Annotated in this window: 21 protein-coding genes and 2 pseudogenes; 14 read left to right on the forward strand and 9 right to left on the reverse strand. The window is 48.6% G+C overall.

Translation table 11 applies throughout. The annotated features are described in order from the left end of the window. The coding region (locus ABYP33_RS02925) for a Zn-ribbon domain-containing OB-fold protein (RefSeq protein WP_373088210.1) at positions 1–315 on the reverse strand (315 nt) is incomplete at its 3' end. A gap of 727 nt (positions 316–1,042) precedes the next feature. Between ABYP33_RS02925 and ABYP33_RS02930 the strand changes: the two are divergent. Then, positions 1,043–1,147, forward strand: a pseudogene (locus ABYP33_RS02930) (IS5/IS1182 family transposase); the annotation flags it as partial. A 105-nt stretch (positions 1,148–1,252) separates the two neighbouring features. Here the strand turns inward: ABYP33_RS02930 and ABYP33_RS02935 are convergent. Together ABYP33_RS02935 and ABYP33_RS02940 are read right to left on the reverse strand one after the other, a co-directional pair. Then, entirely contained in the window at positions 1,253–2,389 is a 1,137-nt protein-coding gene (locus ABYP33_RS02935; protein WP_373088213.1) for an acyl-CoA dehydrogenase family protein, read from the reverse strand. A 165-nt stretch (positions 2,390–2,554) separates the two neighbouring features. Next, positions 2,555–3,733: an acyl-CoA dehydrogenase family protein gene (locus tag ABYP33_RS02940; protein WP_373088216.1), complete on the reverse strand. Its 1,179-nt coding sequence runs from the start codon at positions 3,731–3,733 to the stop codon at positions 2,555–2,557. Positions 3,734–3,858: 125 nt separating this feature from the next. Here ABYP33_RS02940 and ABYP33_RS02945 point away from each other — a divergent pair, with 125 nt between their 5' ends. Further along, complete coding sequence (locus tag ABYP33_RS02945; protein ID WP_373088219.1) at positions 3,859–4,827, forward strand: GlxA family transcriptional regulator; 969 nt, start codon at positions 3,859–3,861, stop codon at positions 4,825–4,827. Between the two features lie 67 nt (positions 4,828–4,894). Here the strand turns inward: ABYP33_RS02945 and ABYP33_RS02950 are convergent, their stop codons facing one another. After that, positions 4,895–5,779 carry an enoyl-CoA hydratase gene (locus tag ABYP33_RS02950; RefSeq protein WP_373088222.1) on the reverse strand — a complete coding sequence of 295 codons (885 nt, stop codon included), beginning with the start codon at positions 5,777–5,779 and terminating at the stop codon, positions 4,895–4,897. Between the two features lie 228 nt (positions 5,780–6,007). Between ABYP33_RS02950 and ABYP33_RS02955 the strand changes: the two are divergent. From ABYP33_RS02955 to ABYP33_RS02985, 7 genes and pseudogenes are all read left to right on the forward strand, one after another. Then, positions 6,008–6,106, forward strand: a pseudogene (locus ABYP33_RS02955) (DUF4372 domain-containing protein); the annotation flags it as partial. 66 nt (positions 6,107–6,172) lie between these two features. Continuing rightward, positions 6,173–6,436 carry a hypothetical protein gene (locus ABYP33_RS02960; protein WP_373088225.1) on the forward strand — a complete coding sequence of 88 codons (264 nt, stop codon included), beginning with the start codon at positions 6,173–6,175 and terminating at the stop codon, positions 6,434–6,436. Positions 6,437–6,957: 521 nt separating this feature from the next. Then, complete coding sequence (locus tag ABYP33_RS02965; RefSeq protein ID WP_373088228.1) at positions 6,958–7,428, forward strand: hypothetical protein; 471 nt, start codon at positions 6,958–6,960, stop codon at positions 7,426–7,428. A gap of 66 nt (positions 7,429–7,494) precedes the next feature. After that, positions 7,495–8,166, forward strand: a complete 672-nt coding sequence (locus ABYP33_RS02970; RefSeq protein WP_373088230.1) for a hypothetical protein — start codon at positions 7,495–7,497, stop codon at positions 8,164–8,166. 861 nt (positions 8,167–9,027) lie between these two features. Further along, positions 9,028–11,346, forward strand: a complete 2,319-nt coding sequence (locus ABYP33_RS02975; protein WP_373088232.1) for a TonB-dependent receptor — start codon at positions 9,028–9,030, stop codon at positions 11,344–11,346. A 238-nt stretch (positions 11,347–11,584) separates the two neighbouring features. Next, positions 11,585–12,142: a MarR family transcriptional regulator gene (locus ABYP33_RS02980; protein ID WP_373088235.1), complete on the forward strand. Its 558-nt coding sequence runs from the start codon at positions 11,585–11,587 to the stop codon at positions 12,140–12,142. 201 nt (positions 12,143–12,343) lie between these two features. Further along, complete coding sequence (locus tag ABYP33_RS02985) at positions 12,344–13,360, forward strand: NADP-dependent oxidoreductase (RefSeq protein ID WP_373088237.1); 1,017 nt, start codon at positions 12,344–12,346, stop codon at positions 13,358–13,360. A 350-nt stretch (positions 13,361–13,710) separates the two neighbouring features. On the opposite strand, the gene ABYP33_RS02990 is transcribed toward ABYP33_RS02985, so the two are convergent. From ABYP33_RS02990 to ABYP33_RS03005, 4 genes are all read right to left on the reverse strand, one after another. Then, the gene (locus ABYP33_RS02990) at positions 13,711–14,568 is read right to left on the reverse strand and encodes a PA4780 family RIO1-like protein kinase (RefSeq protein ID WP_373088239.1); all 858 of its coding nucleotides are present in this window, start codon (positions 14,566–14,568) and stop codon (positions 13,711–13,713) included. Between the two features lie 128 nt (positions 14,569–14,696). After that, entirely contained in the window at positions 14,697–15,272 is a 576-nt protein-coding gene (locus tag ABYP33_RS02995) for a PhnA domain-containing protein (RefSeq protein WP_373088241.1), read from the reverse strand. A gap of 122 nt (positions 15,273–15,394) precedes the next feature. After that, positions 15,395–15,787: a polymer-forming cytoskeletal protein gene (locus ABYP33_RS03000; protein WP_373088244.1), complete on the reverse strand. Its 393-nt coding sequence runs from the start codon at positions 15,785–15,787 to the stop codon at positions 15,395–15,397. Further along, positions 15,745–16,695 carry a peptidoglycan DD-metalloendopeptidase family protein gene (locus ABYP33_RS03005; RefSeq protein WP_373088246.1) on the reverse strand — a complete coding sequence of 317 codons (951 nt, stop codon included), beginning with the start codon at positions 16,693–16,695 and terminating at the stop codon, positions 15,745–15,747. The genes ABYP33_RS03000 and ABYP33_RS03005 overlap by 43 nt, the downstream gene beginning before the upstream one ends. Before the next feature lie 563 nt (positions 16,696–17,258). Between ABYP33_RS03005 and ABYP33_RS03010 the strand changes: the two genes are divergently transcribed. After that, positions 17,259–17,747 (forward strand): hypothetical protein, encoded by a 489-nt coding sequence (locus tag ABYP33_RS03010; protein WP_373088249.1) that lies wholly within the window; start codon positions 17,259–17,261, stop codon positions 17,745–17,747. A 103-nt stretch (positions 17,748–17,850) separates the two neighbouring features. Here ABYP33_RS03010 and ABYP33_RS03015 read toward each other — a convergent pair whose 3' ends face one another. Next, positions 17,851–19,200: a hypothetical protein gene (locus ABYP33_RS03015; protein WP_373088252.1), complete on the reverse strand. Its 1,350-nt coding sequence runs from the start codon at positions 19,198–19,200 to the stop codon at positions 17,851–17,853. Positions 19,201–19,519: 319 nt separating this feature from the next. Here ABYP33_RS03015 and ABYP33_RS03020 point away from each other — a divergent pair, with 319 nt between their 5' ends. The 4 genes from ABYP33_RS03020 to ABYP33_RS03035 all read left to right on the forward strand — a co-directional run bounded on the left by ABYP33_RS03020 (position 19,520) and on the right by ABYP33_RS03035 (position 21,159). Next, on the forward strand, positions 19,520–19,972 hold the full coding sequence (locus tag ABYP33_RS03020) for an acyl-CoA thioesterase (RefSeq protein WP_373088254.1): 453 nt from the start codon (positions 19,520–19,522) through the stop codon (positions 19,970–19,972). Positions 19,973–20,093: 121 nt separating this feature from the next. Continuing rightward, positions 20,094–20,465, forward strand: a complete 372-nt coding sequence (locus tag ABYP33_RS03025) for a PH domain-containing protein (RefSeq protein WP_373088256.1) — start codon at positions 20,094–20,096, stop codon at positions 20,463–20,465. A 22-nt stretch (positions 20,466–20,487) separates the two neighbouring features. Continuing rightward, a complete protein-coding gene (locus tag ABYP33_RS03030) occupies positions 20,488–20,799 on the forward strand; it encodes a hypothetical protein (RefSeq protein ID WP_373088259.1) in 312 nt (103 codons plus the stop codon). 27 nt (positions 20,800–20,826) lie between these two features. Beyond that, positions 20,827–21,159, forward strand: a complete 333-nt coding sequence (locus ABYP33_RS03035) for a DUF3301 domain-containing protein (protein WP_373088261.1) — start codon at positions 20,827–20,829, stop codon at positions 21,157–21,159. Positions 21,160–21,166 lie beyond the last annotated feature (7 nt).

Raw genomic sequence — 21,166 nt, forward strand, 5'->3', positions numbered from 1 at the left:
ATCAGGTGCGGCATTGACTATTCGCCCCTCAACGATAATGCCGCTCTCTTCAAACGACACATAGCCGACAACATAAGGCACAAACTCTGCATCTGGCTGCCCATCATCAAACGGGAACTTTGGCTTAAACCGCTGAACGGTATAAGTCCACAAACGACCAACGCCAGAAATTTCAACGAGACCCTCCTCGCCGGACTGAGCACCAACTACCGCAGGAAAAACCACATCACCGGTATTCCCGTCTTTGCTCCCTAGCAAAGCCACAGAACCATCACGAACCCGATAAATACCCTTATCCATCAACCTCGAAGACATAACGAAATAACCCCGACAAATTAATATTATTCAAATATAACAGGAATAGTACATCAATGAACAATACCCCACAACAAAAATTTAAGCTCGGCTAGGCACCAACACTCTTAAGCTAAATTCCCACAGGACTATATAATGAATTCCGAATTTCTGCTGCAAATAGTGAATTTACGAAAAACCACTGAGCACAAACACTCACCACGCTACTAACGAGTAGATAACCACAACACCAGAGCTCATATTAAACATTGCCACCCAAACCAACCCATCAATAGATACCTTGACACCAAGATTCAGGTGGTCCAAGCCATTTTCAACACAGCGAAGACTCAGCTTAACCAGCAAGACTTGCTAATGCGAGAAGGCACCACTGTGGATGCCACCACTATTGCCGCGCCAAACTCAACCTAACAATCAAGACGGGAAGCGAGACCCCGAGATGCATCAGACCAAGAAAGGCAATCAATGGCACTTTGGCATGAAGATGGACATTGGGGTGAAGGTACCCCCGGCCTTATCCACAACGTAACGATAACGACCGCAAATAGGCCATGGCATCATCGCTACGGAGACATTATTACACGGCGAAGAACAACGTGTTTGGGACGGTGCGGCTTATACCGGTATTTACAAGCGTGAGGAGCTTAAAGAACACGAGGTTGATTGGCGTAGCGCCTTATAGCCAAGCACTCGTGCCAAATTGGCAAACGGTCTACCGACATTATTAGAGCACATAAAGGCGGGTGTTCGCGCCAAGGCTGAACACCCGTTCGATACAATCAAACAGCAGGTAGGGTATAGCAAGCTGCGCTACCGCGGCCTGGCGAAACACGAATCGCCGCCATCACCTTAAGCGCTATCACAACGCATATGAGGAACAACCCCGCTTCCGGCACTCCGAAAACCTTCACTAACTACAGCAGCAGCTCATGCACTGCTAGTCAAGCTCGGCCGATAACTTTATGAATTTTCTCTGATTATAATCGGCGTCACCAAAAGTAGTGTTAATCATCATCAATCTCTTGACATAGTGCCCCACACTCAGCTCATCGGTGATGCCCATGCCGCCATGCAATTGAATAGCTTCACCACCAATAAGCTTGCCAGCCCTACCAATCATTACCTTCAGAGCTAACAGGTCTTTATTTGCATATTGACTATTGGCGCTTGCGGAACACACAGCACGGAACAGCAACGAACGAGCCTGCTCTCCAGCTACAAACATATCGACCATACGGTGCTGCAAGGCTTGAAAACTGCCAATGACAGTACCAAATTGCTTACGCGTTTTACTGTACTCAACGGTCGTTTCGGTTAACTTTTGCATAATACCCTGAGCCTCTGCGCAAAGTGCCAGCATGGCGTCGCTTACAACAGTTTGCATCAAGCCAAAACCTTGGTGCAGCTCGCCAATTAACTGCGCATCGCCCACGTTGTTCAGAGAAATGTTCGCAGCTTGCTGACCATCCATCATTGGGTAAGCGGTAACACTAACCCCATCCGCCTCGGTGTCGATCAGGAACAGACTAATACCATTCTCGTCGCATTGATCACCAGCAGTGCGGGCAGAGACAATTAATTTGTTGGCGGCTGCACCGTTAAAGACGACGGTTTTTTCGCCGGTTAGGCGATACCGGTCGCCATCGGCTACCGCCGTGGTCTTAACATCGCTCAGCTCAAATCGGCTTTGGCGCTCATGATAGGCGAAGCCGCCCTGGAGGCTTCCGTCGATGATACTGGCAATCAATTCTTGCTGGATTTCGCCATCACCACTGCGAGCCAGTAAACCACCAAAAAGCAACACGGTAGCAACATAAGGCTCTGCCACCAGCCCCTTGCCAAACTCTTCCATAATTACCATGGTATCAACGGCACTGCCACCAAAGCCACCGAAGGCGCTTGGAAAAGGAATAGACAGCCAACCTAATTCAGCAAAGGTTTGCCAGTTGCTTGGATTAAAGCCGTGCTCCATCGCGACATTTTTAGTGCGCTGGTCAAAGTCGTAGCCGTCGGCAATAAAGCGCGCGACACTGTCTTTGATCATGGCTTGTTCTTCAGAAAGATTAAAATTCATAAGGCGCTCTCTATTAATCGTATTTTCGCAACGCGGCTATGTTACGCCGCAGGAAAGACCACTCCGGACAGCGTCGCAACGGCAGTGGCAAACGCAGCGGCGATTACCTTTTTATAACTAAACTGCGCGCGCATTACTGTGTCCATATCTCGGTGTCGTTTGGCGTTATAAGCCCAGCACCACTTTAGCGGTAATATTTTTCTGAACTTCATTTGAACCGCCATAAATTGTGGCAGCGCGGCCATACATGTACTCGCGTCGGGCGCGATCGCCAAACTCGTGACCCAGCTCGCTGCTGCTCAGCTCACCCTGTAGCACGCCGCTGTAGTACCCAGCCAGATCCATACGCAGCTGCTGGATCGCTTGCTGTATCTCAGTTCCCTTGAGTTTAAGTAATGACGACTCAGGGCCAGGACCTTTACCTTCGGCGAAGCCAGACAATACCCGTAGCTCCGTATATTCCAAGGCCATCAGTTCAATTTCAATATTGGCGAAACGCTGCTGGATCATTGTGTCTTCCATCAAGCTTTTACCGCCGCTAATTTCTGTATTGGCAATGGCTTTGAGCTCGCTCAAGAATCGGCCAGATTTAGCCACCTCAGCAATGGCCGTACGCTCATGGGCCAGCAGGAATTTGGCGTAGGTCCAGCCTTTATTTTCTTCGCCAATGCGGTTTGCAACCGGTACCCGCACATTGTCAAACACCACCTCATTCAGCGAGTGATAGTTATCAATGGATTCGATCTTGTTGACAGTAATACCCGGCGTGCTCATGTCGATCAACAGGAAGCTGATACCACTTTGCTTTTTACCTTCGGGATCAGTGCGCACCAAGCAGAAAATCCAGTCAGCATACTGGGCGTAGGTGGTCCAGATCTTTGCGCCATTGACAATGTAGTCGTCACCGTCGCGCACCGCCCGGGTTTTAAGTGCGGCCAAATCAGACCCAGCACCGGGCTCTGAGTACCCTTGGCACCACCAGTCATCGCTACTGTAAATGCGGGGTAAAAACTTTTGCTTTTGCTCTTCGTTACCGAAGGCAAGAATAACCTGGCCGACCATTTTTAAACCAAAGGGCAAAACATCGGGGACGCCTGCCACCGCGCGCTCGCGCTCATAGAGGTATTCTTGGGCAGTAGACCAATTAGTACCGCCGTGCTCTACCGGCCAGTTGGGCGCGATCCAGCCCTTGTTCGCTAGAACTTTCTGCCATTCAATAATGGCGTCTTTAAATGTTTTGGGGTTGGCAAGGCGCGCCGCGAGCTCATCGGTAAAGTGCTCCTTGAAAAAGTCGCGGACCTGATCGCGGAAAGCGAGGTCTGCGTCAGAAAATTGAATATCCATAGCGATGTTCTCAAAGTTATTAATGTAGCCAGTCAGTCTAGCGCGTTCCAATAGGATAATCTTTGGCGTAAAGTATCAGGTTATATGGCAAATGTGTCATTTTTATTGAGATAGAGGGAAAGGAAATGGAACCTTTCGGTATACGCGTTGCATTGGCGGCTTATGAGGGAGTTTGGGCCTCCACCCTGTACCCCACGGCCGATGTTTTGCAAAGCGTGAATTTACGACAGCTTACCGGCACGTTTAGCTGGCATATTGTCACCCCCACTGAACAGAGCATTGTGTCGTACTGTGGCAAACGTTTTACCGGTGACTCAACCATGATGGATAGCATTTGCTATGATTGGGTGGTGCTACCGCATTTCTGGGGCGATTTTGATCGCTCGCTTCAGGTACACCCGCAAATTGCCCATTGGTTGCAGCGACAATATGAGTCCGGCGCGCTGATTGCCAGCGTAAACAGCGGCGCTTTTTGGGTGGCGCACGCGGGACTCCTGCAGGGGCGTCGAGCAACTGCGTATTGGCGCCATATTCCTGTATTCAAGCAACGTTTCCCCAATGTTGAATGGCTGGAACAACAAGGCCTAGTGGAAGACGCGGGGTTGTATACATCCAATGGCCAGAATGCAGGGATGGATCTAGCCGTGCATTTGGTTGAACGAGCTTGCGGGACCGAGATGGCCAGCGCCTTGGCGAGGGATATCACTTTTGATAACCGACGAGATTATGATTTAACACTGTTTAATATGGCGGGGTTCCGCCACCATCGCGATGAGAATGTGCACCATGTTCAAGACTGGCTCGATAGACACTTTGCCGAAACGGTTTCATTTCAGGCTTTAGCAGAAAACGCCGGCATGAGCAAAAGTACGTTCTTGCGGCGTTTTGAACGCGCTACGGGCGAAAAGCCCACACGCTACCTCCAACGCTTGCGAGTAGAGGCGGCTAAGCATCGCTTAATTAACAGTGACGAGAATATTAAAACTATCAGCATCAATGTTGGCTATCGGGATATCAGCTTTTTTTCTAAGGTATTTAAATCGGTAACTACCCATAGCCCAAAACGCTTTCGGAGCCGCTATCGCCCTAGATAAACAAGGACATTTAGCCTCAACAGCCATTAACAGCGCAGCTCACAACGCTTAATTATTACGATAATGCCTAAGAACACGTATCGTCATTTACTTTCATCGCGACTTTAGCGTCGTTTTTGATAACTGCCGCCCCATTCGGATCCACCGGATATCCGTACTGCACCCGCGCGTGGGCATGACCAATATGATGCATAGCCAACGCTCCCGTTAGCGCCTGGTGCTGGCCCTGTACGTCCATACTAAAATTGACCGCTTGCTTTGCCAGTTTTAGACCGATTGCTGGACGAGATGCTATTCTGCGAGCCAAGTTGAGGGTCGCATCTTCGAGTTCTTCAATAGGGACTACATGATTAACCATCCCCAGCTCTTTACACTCTTGCGCCGTCAGAGTTTCACCCGTAAATAACATTTCCTTGGCTTTACGGGGACCTAAATCCCAAGCGTGGAGAAAATACTCATGCCCATTAACACCAAACGCCACCACGGGATCAGAAAATTGAGCGTCTTCGGACGCAACGATAATATCCATTGGCATCGCGATCATCATACCGCCAGCCATAGCCCTACCCTGTACCTGCGCAATGGTGGGCTTGGCGATATTACGCCATTTCCAATGCAAGCCGGTAAAATACTCCTCCTCACCTGCATACATTCCCGCTGCGCCAGGCTCATGGTGCCCCGCAGCCTGCACCACAAGATCATAATCCAGCGGATTCCGCTCTTCCGTAAGATCGTGGCCCGAGGAAAAATGCGGGCCGTCGCCAGCAAGAATAATCACCTTAATGCTCGAAGATTTCGCCGCAACATCAAAAGCATGATTAATCTCGTATAGCATCTTTAAACTTTGAGCGTTCCGCGTATCTGGCCGCGCCATAACAATCCGTGCAATTTCCGGCTCAGGCAACTCATAACGAATCTGCGTATATTCGACCGAGCTCTTTTTTTCTATCATGCTGTATACCTATATTAATACCACGAAAATATAAAAATCCTATAGCCACATAATAATTCATTTCACCTTTTATATAATTATTAGGCAGCCTCACTTCGATCCAAAACCAGACCATTGCCACCCCGTCTATCCGGCATAAAAATTCTTGAATTTCATTACCTTATTACAATAGGCGCGCGACAAAACCTTACAGAAAGGCAGCCTCAAATCTGATCACAACATAGCACGGTATTGCCTCAACTGCTGAACCCGGTATCGACACATGAATTTGAAACCCTCACCAAACGGCACCGCGAGGACCACAAACTAAGGAAAATTTCGCGCTGAGCCTAGCACAGCTTTCGGATCACTCCAGCTTGCGCCTGAACGATAACCAACCTTATACGCAGCAAAATGCGCGACTCCACAAACTGCTTTAGTCACCAAGGCCTGGCGCCAACGGATAGATTTCGCTGCGGAAATAAGCCACTCCCCTTGGACGCCTCGACGATCCCCCTTTTTCCTGCCAATGCTTCCCCGGCACAATTCCGAGGCACCAAAGGGGCGACAAAAGCTCATGGCGACGTCGACCATAACGAATTAAACCCCGATTTCGTCAATATTCATGACGATATAGGTATTTTCCGCTATTTACTGCTGGTCGACAGTCATGATTAGCAGCCAATTCGATCACAGCCACCAACACAGAATTTCTTTCTTCAACTCAATTTATTTGAGCGACGTGACACCCTAGCTAGCCTAGAGGTTTCCCGCCAATGCTTTCCAACAATTTAAATCATCCACAGCATCACTTACTACGACTATTTGTAGGGCAGTAATAAGACATACCGGCTCAGTGACGGCACACATACATTAAGGCGCAAGCCCAACATCAAAGAAAACTCCCATCATTGCCCGCCAAAAACCCCTCCCATTGCGACGCACACTCTCTCCTTTAAAATCAACCACCTGCGCGTATCGACTAGCGTACTCATAGGAAAATTTATCGACGCAGCACTCAATCAACACACCAACCACGAAAAACGGTGTAAAGCAGCTTTATTTAGGTGGTAGAAAAACTCGCACAACCCACGCCCTGGAAAAACAAATATTCGAAGTCAGCTATTGAATATGAATCCCACTCCCCCTATAGTATACCTATGTACTATATAAAAACTATTTAATGAGGACGCACCGACATGATTAAATACACGCCTGCCGCACTACTATTAATTCTTTCATCTTGGAGCTTTGCTCAAACGCCTAGCATACCTTCTTTCGAGAACAACCAAATTGGACTGGACGCACTTTCACCCAGAACTGCAGTTGAACTTACTTTTGATGTATTAAACGCGGCCACAGAGCCACTAGGAAATATTCCAGCCTTAATAATTCCAGGTGTTGCCGGAACACCACTTGCTCCAGTTGGAGCGCTAGCGCAGCTCGGAACCAGCGCCGTCTTCAATCTCGGCGATACGCTGGGTATAGTTGAAAATCTAGTGGTCCCGACTGCAGAAGGACTAGCCCCGATCGTTAGCGTTTTACTGGACGAGCCACTAACCATCGCTGAATATATTTTGTCTGGCGGGACCATTCTGAACCCAGCACTGGGAATTCCAGCAGTGCCCCTAGTGTCAGCACCACTGCCTCAACTTCTGCCTTCATTGTAATCACAGCAATAAAGATTAAACGCCATTGCCTTGCCCCATTCGACCACAATAAAATCAGAAGGCGCTATGCTTGCGAATAAACGCTGTTTAATTTTAGCCGTTGCCATGCTGCTATCTACGAGCCCTATAACGTCACACTCCGCAAGTGACGAATGGCGACTAGAAAAGACGGCAGATGGCATTAACATCTATAGCCGGGAATACCCTGGCTCTGAAGTGCGAGAGATAAAAGCTACAACACAGTTTACATCCAGCATTGGCTCGGTTGTTGCAGTTATCGAAGACATTCCCAACTCCGCTCGCTTGAACAGCATTATTGCCGAAGCCAGAACCGAGGGCCCCAGGAACAATGGCCGCTATCGAGTGTACAACCACATAGCGATGCCTTGGCCAGTTAAAGATCGCGACATATCGATTTGCCGCGAACTTAATCTTGATAACGAGACCTCAATAATTACCATTATTGACTTGGCCTGCGCAGGTACACCACTGAAGGAAAACTTAATTCGCATGACAACCTTCCGACAACAGTGGCGCTTAACTCCATCGGAGACAGGAACTATTAAGATTGAGTTTACTGCCCACTCAGAACCAGGCGGCCCAATCCCAAGTTGGATAATCAACAAAATGTCAACCGACGTTCCCTATCAGATCCTGCAAAATTTAGAAACTCTTAGCCAACTAGATCCTTACGTCAACAGCAGGATAGACGAAACTCGATTTAACAGACTTAATTGATAACTAAAATTATCGCAAGACGCCATATTTAGATATTTTAAAACACCGCAATACTAAAGATGCTCCAGCACCTTTAGTATTGCGCACAAAAAAAAGAAACCGGAGAATTTTACCTGTAAGCACAAAGTAATCTAAGCACCTCGGCACAACAAAACAGATTGACGGGATTTTTTTGCGGAAAATAACTTAGAATGAAATATGAACGGCATAAGAAGAAAACCGTCACCTTCATTTGCGTTTTTAAAGGCGTTATCAAGCCCCTAATCCACATAGGAACTTGTCACGATGATACTAGGCAGTTTTCTTTGATGCCTGCCCCTTCAGGGGCCTTTAACTTCTCGAAAAATGCCTTACACCACAGGCGCGACAACAATGGAACTACTATATAGCACTTAAAATTTGCAATTACACCCACGCTATTCTCTCTACTCAGAATAACGCGTGAGCCCACCGGCCTTTATCAAAGTAAAACGCCAGAATAACAAGAAAAAATCCTGAAAAATAGTTTATTGAAACGCAGGTACGACTGTTTCGCTCGCCGTTATAGCTGAAGAAAATGCCGCGCCAATGCCACTCAAGAGGCAAGAATGGAAATCCAACTTACCCACTACCAACCAAACTTCGCGCTAAACGGAAGCGGAGTTGGCCATGCGTTACATTTAAAAATGCAGCTAACCCGCTACCATCAACCTTGCCAAAAGAGATTAAAATAATTTAATAATTGTTAATAGTAAATATGTGTACTATCGGTATACTAAAATTAAATAACTATTCTAATACCGTCATAACAACAACGGGAATTAGGAAATATCACCTATGAAGTAAGAAAGTTGCTCATAATTAAATAACAGGAGTTAACTAATGACAGAGAAAAAATTCTTCCGCTATTGCACGTCCTCAATTATTTGGTTTTTTTGCATTGTTAGCCACATAAACGCTGATGAATACAAAGCCTCCAACAGAATGATTGAAGAGGTTATGGTTGTTGCGCAAAAGCGTGAAGAGAAAATGCAAGATATCCCCATTTCAGTACAAGCATTCTCTGAGAACAGGCTCGAGGCGATGGGCATTACCTCAATTGCAGACCTGCAATTGGTTGCGCCGGGCATGAATTATACCGAAACGTCCGGTTTCGGAATTATCTATATCAGGGGTGTTGGCTCAGACACCTTTTTAATGGGCGACCCCAACGTCGCGACCTACCTAGATGGCGTCTATTTGCCATTTGCAGTTGGACAAAACCAGGAACTTTTTGGCATTGAGCAAATAGAGGTGCTTAAGGGCCCCCAGGGTACGCTATTTGGGCGCGGCGCTAATGGTGGCGCAATAAATATAATGACAAAATCACCCTCTTTAACGGAACCGGAAGCTCAACTTGAAACGGGCTACGACTCGTTAAATACAGTCTTGACCAAAGCATATTTCTCCTACCCACTTGCCGACTCATTAGCCATGTCGATCTCTACCTCCTATAAATCCGGTGACCACTGGTATAACAAGGAATCAAGGGGGGGCGGAGAGAAACTACCTCAAGTCTCATCACAAGCCATGCGCATAAAGCTATTATGGACCCCTGTTGACGAGTTAGAGCTCGCATTTTCGTATATGCAGTCCCTTGAGCAAGGCACATCATCTGGCTTACAAGGAAATTCTGAACCAAGCCTATTGGCTCAGACAGTCGGTATAACACCGCAAACAGGATACACCGTTGAGAATGACGTCCCTGTGTATTTTCACGCAAACAATAAAATAATGAGTTTTACCGGAATATGGAGCGGCGACAATCACGACTACAAGTTTCTAATGAGCCGCCAAGACGGTAGCCCTATGGGCCTGTTTATTGATTTTGACGGTGCGCCACAATCCGTAGCATACTTTGGCACCAGTAACGGCGCGGTGAACGAAGTGGAGACTGCTGAGCTGCAAATGATATCGACGAGCGACGGGTGGGCTGGCAGTAACGTTCGCTACAATCTTGGTTATTATTGGGTGAACTGGGTATCCGCACTTGATCCAGTATTTCTCGGCCTGGCGGGCATAGATCTTTCTACCGGGGTACAAAATTCATCGATCAGTTTACCTACAGGCTTTGTTCAAGCGTTAGATGCGCTTTTGCAGCCCCTACTCGGCGTTGGTGTTCCTTCTGGCGCAGTACGCCTAGTAGGACGAAACACACTGGATTCTCATGCACTTTACGCTCAAACCTCAATTGACTTTTTCGATGCCTATACATTGACCCTCGGCGTACGATATCAAGAGGAGACAAGAACACTTGACGAATCCAGTTCCGCGCTAGGCGACTCCAATGTTGACCCTGTTGTATACATTCAGAAATACGAAAATATTGCAGATAAGGTGACAAGCACCAAACCTAAAATTGGCCTAGAGTACCGCCCACAATTCTTGGAAGATACAATGTTGTATATAAGTGCGCAGCAGTCGATTAAGGGCACTCAATTTAACTTAATCAATATTTATGATCCGCCAGAAATGATCTTACCAGAGGAGATGGAGGCTATCGAAGTTGGTTTAAAAACATCGCCCTTCGGCCCCGGGTCAGTCTTCAATCTTGCTTACTTTAAATACGACATTGAGAACCTTCAGGTTCAATTCGTCTCCTTACTTCAAGGCGGTGCAGTTACCCAAGAGAACGCGGGGGGAGCTGCGATAGAGGGTTTTGAATTTGAGTTTCAGACGTTACTGCTCCCCAGAGTAATCGACAATTTGGTGCTTATTGCTAACGGCACTATGCTGACCACGAAAGAATATACTGAATATCTTAATGGCAGCGGGTTTGACAAAAATACAGGCCTATTATCGACCGGCAACGATTTTTCAGGGAATGAAATTTCCCGAGCACCAGACACAACAGGGACCATAGGGATATCAAAAACCACGGAAGTTCCCGGTGGGACATTGGAAATTGGCGCAGATTACTACTATAACTCAGGGTTCTATTATCTTGCACAAAATTCCGAGAAAAGCATAGAGGATGCCTATACGGTATTGAATGCGAGGATCAGCTATTTTTATGCGCCGGAAAATTTACGCATCACGCTATACGGAAAGAACCTTGAAGGAACAGAATACAACTATGGCCGATTTCATGTTGATTTTGGCACAGCAGATTATAAAGCACCGCGGGATATCGTTGGCTTGAAATTGAACTGGCAGTTTTAATAGATGAGCGCAAGCAATAAACCTCACCCCAATCGTGTGATTCATAGACATCATTTCACTATTATGACGCCCTATGAACCGAGAACGTCAACGACCAGCAAACCCAGGGGAGCCCAGCACAGCGCTCAAAGCACATAAGCAACCCTATCGTAGCCGGCAACGGAGGGAATACCTCACTTAAGCACATGGCAAAAAATAGTACCGCTATTGTACTATCAAAGACAATAGGGGTATTATTATGCCATTTTTAGGGTTAATTAGACTAATGAATGGTAGACAACGAATAATCGATGTAAACAGAAGCTCAGACAGATTGACTGCTGAGCTAGAAGGGTATCCAAGTAAAGAGATTAAACCCCTTCTCCTATTAAGGTTAGCGGATAGACTACTTGATAGCTGCTTTACGAGAATGCTTTCTACATATTCAATCAGCGCAAGCGAATACCACACACTGGCTGTTCTGGATGTATGCGACGAAGGCACATCCTCCCCCGGTGTACTCTCCGAATTAGTTGGGCAAACCAAAGCTAACACAACGCGAATTCTGGAGCTACTACTTGCAAAGAAGCTAATTAAAAAAAAGAAAAACATCATGGATGGCCGGAAGCACGATATAACAATCACCAAATCAGGTCGTGATTGCGTAAAGCTTTGCACCAACAGCACCGTAGGGCCCGACACCAAGTCTATGATGGCCGGATTTTCTTCAAGTCAATTACAGGATTTTGAGAGCCTTCTTAGCCAGCTAATATTGGTACTGGATGATAAATCTCGAGATGGTAGCTTTGGCTCATAAGATGAGAACTTTTAATGGAAGCTACATCATTCATATGTGGCTTTTATCATACTCAACTTATTAATAGGGCCTATTGATCTTATTAAAACTTTTCGTTTTTAAATGCTCTTAAGTAAATTTTCGTAAAACATGGAGCACGATAAATTTATAGAGTAGACCTGTACTAGGCCTATTATTTCTTATTTTATATAGGTGCCGTAAATGAGTAATATTAGTAATCGCCAATGGTTGTTTGTTAAGCGCCCTACAGACGCCGTTGACGAAAGTTGTTTTAAAATAGTAACAACAGAAGTGCCAGATATACATGACGGGCAAATTTTATTACAAAACTTGTATTTTTCACTTGACGCATCGATGCGGACATGGATGAACGAAGGCCCTAATTATCTTGAGCCGCTTATTCTTGGCCAACCAATGCGAAGTGTAACTCTTGCTAAAATTGTCAAATCTAACAACCCCGACTTTCCAGTTGGAAGACATGTCATGGGGATGAATTCTTGGGAAGATTACAGCGTTTCGTGTGGAGATGGATTTTGTCAGCTGCTACCCAAGACACATGAAATTCCGTTAAGTTATTATTTAGGCGCTTTAGGGCCTACGGGTTACACCGCATACTTTGGGATGCTAGATATTGGATGCCCCAAAAGTGGTGAGAGTGTTTTGGTTTCCGGTGCTGCTGGCGCAGTAGGGTCGATAGCAGGACAAATTGCAAAACTTTCCGGATGCTATGTTGTTGGTTTGGCCGGTTCCGATGAGAAGTGTGATTGGCTTGTGAGTGAGTGCGGTTACGATTTAGCCATTAATTACAAAAAATGTGATGACTTAGATAAAAAATTAGCGGCAACTTTTCCTGAAGGCATTGACATATATTTTGACAATGTCGGCGGTGCGACCCTAGATTCTGCTCTTGCTAATCTTGCGAATAAGGCTCGAATAGTTTCCTGTGGCGCCGTTTCTGGGTATGACACTGGCGAAACTCCATCCATTCCTATAAAAAATCACTGGATGCTGCTAATCCGTGAGGCGAAAATGCAAGGTTTTTTGATTTCTAGCTTTATGCACAGAGCTACAGAAGCTGCCGAATACCTAGGAAAACATATCGGCAATGGAGATATAAGGTTTAAAGAGCACATTGTGGAAGGATTTGATTCTGCGCCCTCTGCTTTGAAAATGCTTTATGCTGGGAAAAATACAGGTAAGCTAATTGTTAAATTATAATGAATTTGCTTCTGACGGCTCCAAACAATAAATACACCTGTAAGGAGGAGGCCAACAGCTAGTCACGGTATAGAACTGAATCACCCAGGGGCTGATCATAAGCTAATTACCTTCAGCGGATTAGCTTATGAACGGACGCCCCGGATACTCCACAGAAGCATGAAGTCGTTTTGATTGATGACGAGCTACGTAAACTCATTCATGCACAACAACCAAAATCTGAATTAATTAAGTCGGCTCGAAAACACAGCCGCAGCCTCCAGTCAGATGGCTACGATAAAATCAAAGCAGGGATTACCACTTTCAATGAAGTTCTGCGTGTTACACGATCATGAAGCGCCACTTGCGCGTTAATCCTCTTCATTCGCCTCGCGAATCCGCTCACGGCGCTCAGCCTCTTCGGCCATGACCGCTTTAATTTCCATTAAGACGGCGTCAACATCGGCTGCTTCGCCTCTGTCTTCAAACACGCCCGTCAACTCGGTGTCTTCATTGAGCTCACCCTCTTCATACAGGGCCCAAATTTCATCTGCGTAGCGGGTTTGCAATAATTCGGGGGCGTATTGACCGTAGTATTCGGTCATATTATTGACGTCTCTCGTCAACATACTGTGGGCATTATTATTGCCCGCAGCGTCAACGGCTTGGGGCAGGTCGATTATCACTGGCCCGTATTCGTCAACCAACACATTAAACTCAGACAAATCGCCGTGGACCAGTCCTGCGCAAAGCATCAGTTTTACGTAGTACATGACCACCGCATGATCTTCTCTGGCCTGTTCCGCGGGCATCGACACATCGTTCAAGCGTGGCGCTACGCCACCCTCCTCGTCGGTAACCAGCTCCATCAGTAGTACGCCGTCAAAACAGCCATAGGGCTGCGGCACTCGCACCCCGGCTTTAGCTAGGCGATAGAGCGCATCAACCTCGGCGTTATGCCAGGCGTCTTCCTGCTGCTTGCGACCAAACTTAGAGCCTTTCTCCATTGCTCTGGCGCGGCGGCTATTGCGCACTTTACGGCCTTCTTGGTAAAGCACCGCTTGCTTAAAGCTGCGCTGAGCAGCTTCTTTGTACACTTTGGCACAGCGAATTTCTTCGCCACAGCGCACCACATAGACGGAGGCTTCTTTACCGCTCATTAAAGGCCGCAGCACTTCGTCAACAATGCCGTCGTCAATCAGCGGCTGGATACGTTTGGGTGTTTTCATTGCGCCCTTTTTGGGGTCTGGATCAAGACCATTTAAGAATAGCTGAAAATCAGCGCCGTTAGGCCATTGTAATCGGCCACGCCAAATTAGGCGATCAGCGCTAGATTCACAGTGAGTACGGACAAAGCTTAATTGGTTTTCTTAACGAAGGCACTGATAATCACAATGCGCGTACCGTTTATCCGGCCTTCAATATGCTCGGGGTTATTCGTCAGGGAGATATTACGCACGGAGGTTCCACGCTTGCCAACAAAGCTAGTGCCCTTCACATCTAAGTCTTTAATGAGCACCACCGAATCTCCCGCAGCCAGCTGAACGCCATTGCTATCTCGACATGGCTCGCGATCATCGCTGGCCGTAAGCTCGGTCGCAACAGCCCATTCTTTGACCTCGTCGTCAAGATAGACCATTTCCCGAAGGTCCTGCGCCCACGCGTGCTCACTCAGGCGCGCTAACAGACGATACGACAATACTTGTACGGGGGGAATCGGGCTCCACGCGGTGTCATTCAGGCTGTGCCAGCGATTCACGTCTAGCTCGCTGCCGTCAGCCAGTTGCTCTCGACATGCCTGACAGCTCATCACGCAGCGCTCAGCGTCGTCATCGCCATAGGGCGCTACCGGAAACACCGCCAAATGCTCAGCAGAAGAACAAAGTTCGCATTTAGAGTCACTGCGCTGCATAAGGGCTTGTTCGGTGTTCATAAGGGCTTGTCCGCACTAAAACGAGGTATTTTACGGCGTATAGTGATGAGAAACGACCTTAAATTTCACCCGGCCGCAATTCAACATCAATGTAGGGGCGTCCACCAATAAAGCCGCCGTTATTAGGCGGTTTTATTTTCCCAATCGCTGGTACTGGCATCTGCGTCGGCGTTTGTGGACGGTGACTCATCAACGGATCGAAGTTGCGGTGCGTCGTGCTTTTTGACTTGGCTAGCGCCAATGAATTGACCGCCCGATTCGATCACCAGCTCCCGCACTTTAATTTCGCCACTGACCTGACCTGAAGCAACAATTTCCAAACGATCAGCATCAACCTTGCCGTCAAGAATGCCGCTGACCAATACTCGCTTGGCACTAACATCGCCGGTATAGCGACCACTGCTGCCAATCGTCACATCACCATCGGAGTTCAACTGACCCTCCATGGTCCCGTCGAGATGGAAGTTATCGGTTAGCTTGACGTCGCCGACAAAGGTGGTGCCAGCTGCGACCACCGTCGTTCTGGGGCTACCGTCTGTTTTCTTAGCGTTTTTGCCAGTGAATCCCATTTTATTTTCCCCTCGCGCGTAAAAAGTACGTCGTAATTTTCCCAAGACCACTCCATAAACGGGCCCGGCGCTAGACGCCGGTGCAAATGCCGTACCTCATAATGCAGGTGAGGTGCACTGGACATGCCGGTATTACCGCTGTAACCCAATAAATCGCCCTGCCTGACATAGTCGCCAATGCTAACCGCAGTTTTGTTGAGATGACCGTACAGGGTGGTAAAACCAAAATTGTGATCCAATTTCACTAAGCGGCCAAAGCCACTGTCGTTCATGCCAGCCCACTCCACCACGCCGTCGGCGGTCGCGTAAACCGGCGTGCCGATACTCGCACGTAAATCCGCGCCACCGTGCAAAGCCATGCGGCCAAGCACTGGGTGATTACGCATACCGAATCGGCTGGTGACATACGCTTCGGCAAGGGGGTAGCCACTGGGAATGGTGCTAAGCATAAAGCGTTTTTCGGAGGCGGTTTGACTTGCCGTGTCTAGGCGCTGGTAAAGCGCTGTTTCGGGTTCGGGGCTCAAACCGATCATGGTTTCGATAGTGCCTAATTCATCGCTCATCACAGACAAGGCGGCGACTTTTTCTTCTACCGTAGCCTGCAATAACTTTTGTTGTCGCAGCAAGCTCTCATTTTTCTCTTTTACCAGCGCCTGGTATTCTTGCAGTTCAAGCACTTCGCCATTCAAGCTATTCAACTGGTACGAAAGAAAATAAATCGCCAGAAAGCCGCCCAAAAAGCACGTAGCGATAAATATCGCAATGCCCGCCATAAATCGGCGCATCAACTGCGTTACGGTATAGTGCCTGGCACCACTATAACTTGTTATTGTAATTCCGTAGTGCTCGCGCATTCAATTTCTCGTGGTTTCCGGATGCAAAAGCACTGTTCTTAAGCCCTTTAATTTAAGTGCTAACAGCCCTGCCGAACGATTATGTTTGCGGGCACAAATCGTGCCCAAGTCAATACAGCTGAGCGGATTATGTTACTAGTTCGCAATGGATGCAAATTGTAAGCTAATTCAAGCTATTACATGGCCTAGTAAAACCCATTGCGAGGCGCGTAAAGGTAATAATTAATTCCCCCACCACGGCTGAGGAGGCCCCGTTTGAACGTACACTTACCGCTGGTCAGCAATCCCTTCTACAGCTAGTCGCTTGATACTGACCACCGCTTTCCGATGCAGAATTTTTCTTTATTATTTAAACACTTGCGTAAAATTGGCGCTGCCACACAAGCCAACACCCGCCGACCAGGACAGGTACGCAGCGAGGTCTTAGCGCCTGCCCACTGGCCCCAGCCTTTTGTAGCGCCAATCGGCGCATGGGCTTGCCGTGAAGCGAGAGCCTACGCCAGCGCAGCTTAAATTCACCGAATGGCTCTTTACTCACCGCTCTATTGGCGCTGAAATACAGCATGACCTGCCACCTCGCTGGCGGCACCCACCACGCCCACTACGACTTTGCCTCAGAGTTTTGCATCTTTAATGACCTTGCGGTGACGGCGTGCACCCTCGTGGCGCAGCAAAAAGTCCAGCGCATCCTCATCGTTGACGGCGATGTTCACCAACACATCAAGGCGATGGCGCAGCCCGTATTTTGCAGAGCAATACCGCGGTATTTACCTCCTCAGCGCACTGCGAGAAGAACTTTCCTGTTCGCAAAGCCCATAGCGACCTCGCTCTCAATGTTGCCGCCAGCCGCGGCAACCAGGAATATTAGATATTGTGAACGCGGGCCTGAACCAGACACTGCGTTTGCCCGGCCCGATATCGTGTTTTACGACGCTGGCGTCGATATTTATGAACACGCCCCCCTAGGCTTACTCAATATCAGCAATGCCGGAATCCGAGCGCGAGATTGCTTGGTTTTAGAAAGCTGCGTGACCGGGACCAGCTGGCCTTAGCGCTGCGTCACGCGATTGTTGTCGAAGAGGGCGCCAAATTATTTAACGCTGCCTTAAACTAAAAAGCGGCCCGTAGGCCGCATAAGAACGCGCTACCGACGGGTCATCTGTTTGAAAAAATGCCCAGTATCGATTCTAGTAAACCCTGCAATACCGCCAATGGATCGGCACTGGGGTTTAACGTCAGCGCTGCTTGCAAATCACCGACCACATCGCAAACGGCAGCGAGTGGTGTCGTTGCCAACGGGCAGGCCCCACCACCCTGCAGCGCCGAGGCGACCGGTGCCAGCAACACATCTAATGGCGTACCAGTAAGGCCACTGCCGTCCTGCGCAGACAATGCGGCTTGAATGGGCGCCAATTGATCTAAAACAGCGTCAAGTGGCGTACCAGTTGTGCCCGAAGAACCGCCACCGGCTAATGCGCCCGTAATTGCGCTCTGTAAACCACCGAGCACAGTATCGCTCAGCGGCGCAAAGAGATCTCCGGCACCCGCACCAAACAAAGTCGTAAAGTCCCCTGCTGTTAAGCCGCTAAGGTCTCCGCCGAGCAGCCCCGTTAGACTTGCCACTGCCGCTTCAATTTGACTACTGAGCACCGGCCCCTGTCCCGCCTGCTCTTCAATAAAGGCAATGGGCACGACCTCGGTTAAGACATTGTCCAGTAAATTATTCACCGTGCTAGCGACCGCAGCGCCGGTGGTGTCGGGGTCCATGGATTCTACCGCTGCAACGGTAACCGCAAGATCGCTAAATGCCTGATTAAGCGTAACCAACAAACCACCTAAGATGGGTGCATCAGCCACTTGATCTTGCGCCATGACGGTCGCGAGCCCCTCACTGAAAGCCGCGCTCAATTGCTGCATCAATGCGGCCGCACTAGGTGCATCACCGCCGCTGCTACCACCGCCATTGGCGGCGGCAAACACGGGCGCCAGCGCATCGCCGAGGGGGGCTAATGGTGTGCCTGCCAACGGGTTGCTACCACTGTCACCGGCGCTGTCTCCAGTACAACTAGCGCCCGTTAAGGAAGCCAATGCCGCAGGAAGGTCGGTAGCCAACTCAGTTACTGAGGTCTGCAGCCCTGCAGCTGAAGTCGCCAGCAACGCGGCGGGATCTTGCAGGCTCGCAGGGTCTACTTGCACAAGCACTGAATCTAAAACATCCAAAACGTCAGTCACAACAAAACCACCAACGCAATTAATTGCACCTTCCAGCGGGGTGCCTGCCGCCGCTCCGGCCAACTGAGTGACGACTTGCTCAGATAAAGGCTGCTGAACCACATCAAGTGGGCCTTCAACCTCAGAATAACTTGAGGTAACCGGCTGCTCTGCCTCTGACGTTGTCTCGCCAGACTTACTGCTACTACCGCCACCGCCGCCACCGCAAGCGGTCAGCGCCAAACTGGCGCCAAAGCTCACTGCAAGAAGGGTTTTTCCTGAAAAGCACTTCATACTAAATACTCCGTTAATTAGTTTAAATAAAATGGTGGAACCCATTTTAGAAAACACGTCCGATCACCCAGTTTTAACTCTGCAGCAGAGTATTTATATATTACAGCGTTCTGAGCGTGCTGTGTGCAGTAGAACAAGATTTTCAGATTAATTAAGTAAGGGAAAACCGAAGAGCAAGACCAAAACGGCGTAAATTCCATCACAATCCGTAATGAAACCCATGCATCCAAATTTGCGGCGAATGTAGCTGGTCAAAACTAGAATCGCCCTTTGCTCGCCAGTCAGGAATAATAGATGTTTTATTTGGGACAACAGCCTTATGCCGCAAGCCCCTAACTGGGACAGACCCACGCCATTCACCATGGACTTTAGCGTTGATAGTAGCCATATCGACGGCATTGGCCATGTTAATAACGCGGTTTATGTCAATTGGTGCCAGCAAGCAGGCTGGAGCCACTCTTTGGCACTGGGTCTTAATCTCGAGGATTACCGCAGGCTTGATGCCGCCATGGTGATTCGCCGTGCCGATTACGACTATATTTTATCGGCCTATGTTGGCCAGGAATGTGTCATGGGAACCTGGCTGACCGCCGGTGACGGCAAACTTATTATGGAGCGACAGTTCCAATTGCAGCGTAAAATCGACGGTAAAACCCTATTGCGAGCCACCTGGCAACTGGTTTCTATTCGCATGAGCAACGGTAAACCTAGACGGATGCCGCTAGAATTTATTCAGCGCTATGGTCAAGCTGTTATTGCCGCACCGCAATAATTCTGGCACCGCCTTAAGCCAGATGCCCGAGCAAAAATCAGCAAGGTCAATGCAGGCTCGGCCATTCGGTGTAGAATAAGACAAACTCCCACCCACATTCCCATAAAGAGAGTAGCCACTGGTGACAAGTCAATACGCTGAACACCCCGCCATGTTTCGCAACAAGCCCCTCGGGTTCATCCTTGCCGTCATCCTTATTCCGGCGGCCATCGGCATACTTATCCTGATGGTTTGGTATTTACGGTGTAAGTCGACCAAATTGGAAATTAACGGCAATGAAGTGGTATTGGAACAAGGCCTGCTGAGCAAAGCGCGCACCGAGCTATCGGTCAGCGGTATTCGCACCGTTAAAATTAATCAGTCCTTTTTTAACCGTTTATTCAAAGTAGGTACCGTATCAATTTACACCGCCGGCGATAGCCCAGAAATTCAAGCGGCGGGAATGCCACGTCCAGAGGTGTTTCGCGAGCTGGTCAAGGCCGCGCAGGCTTAAGGCCTGATAAGGATCTAACTGCATGAGTGAGCACAACTCGGGCGACGACCGCCAAGCCCTTAAAATCGCGGTAGCGTCATTGGTCATTGTCGCCCTACTCGGTGTCGCGCTGATGCTATTCCTTCCCTTGCTAGGCAGCTTTGTCGACCAGCATTTCAGCGCCGGGATCGGTTTGAAAGACGCCGCCGTCGTGGCATTTTTTACCACTGTCGTCACCCTTGTTATTTTTGCCGTGGCCGCTGGCGACGGCTTGTTGGGCGAGCTGCAGTTTATGCTCAGCGGCTTCTTTGGCTTTTTTTTGGTGTTATGGCTGCTTATTGCATGGATATTTTAATGCCCCACGCCCCTCAGGGGGCACCACATGTTTGACCTTGGCGATCTCACCCTAAGTTTTTGCTTTTTTGGTTTGCTCGCTTATTTTTGGCGCGCCCAAGGCACCCGCGAACTCGCGCTGCGCGCCACCCGAAAGCACCTAGAGCAACAGCAGCTGCAGTTATTAGATGGCCATGTCGCCCTCCGCGCGGTGTGGTGCAAACGTGACACCAGTGGCCAAATCAAACTGTGGCGCCGTTATATTTTTGAATTTACCGCCACTGGTCATGAGCGTTATAAAGGCCAAGTGATAACCCTCGGCAATCGCGTTGAGGGCGTTGAGCTAGAACCCCATCGTTTCCCCAACGACATTATTCACTAGGCGCTCA

It is taken from the genome of Zhongshania sp. (assembly GCF_041584495.1).
GTDB lineage: Bacteria > Pseudomonadota > Gammaproteobacteria > Pseudomonadales > Spongiibacteraceae > Spongiibacter.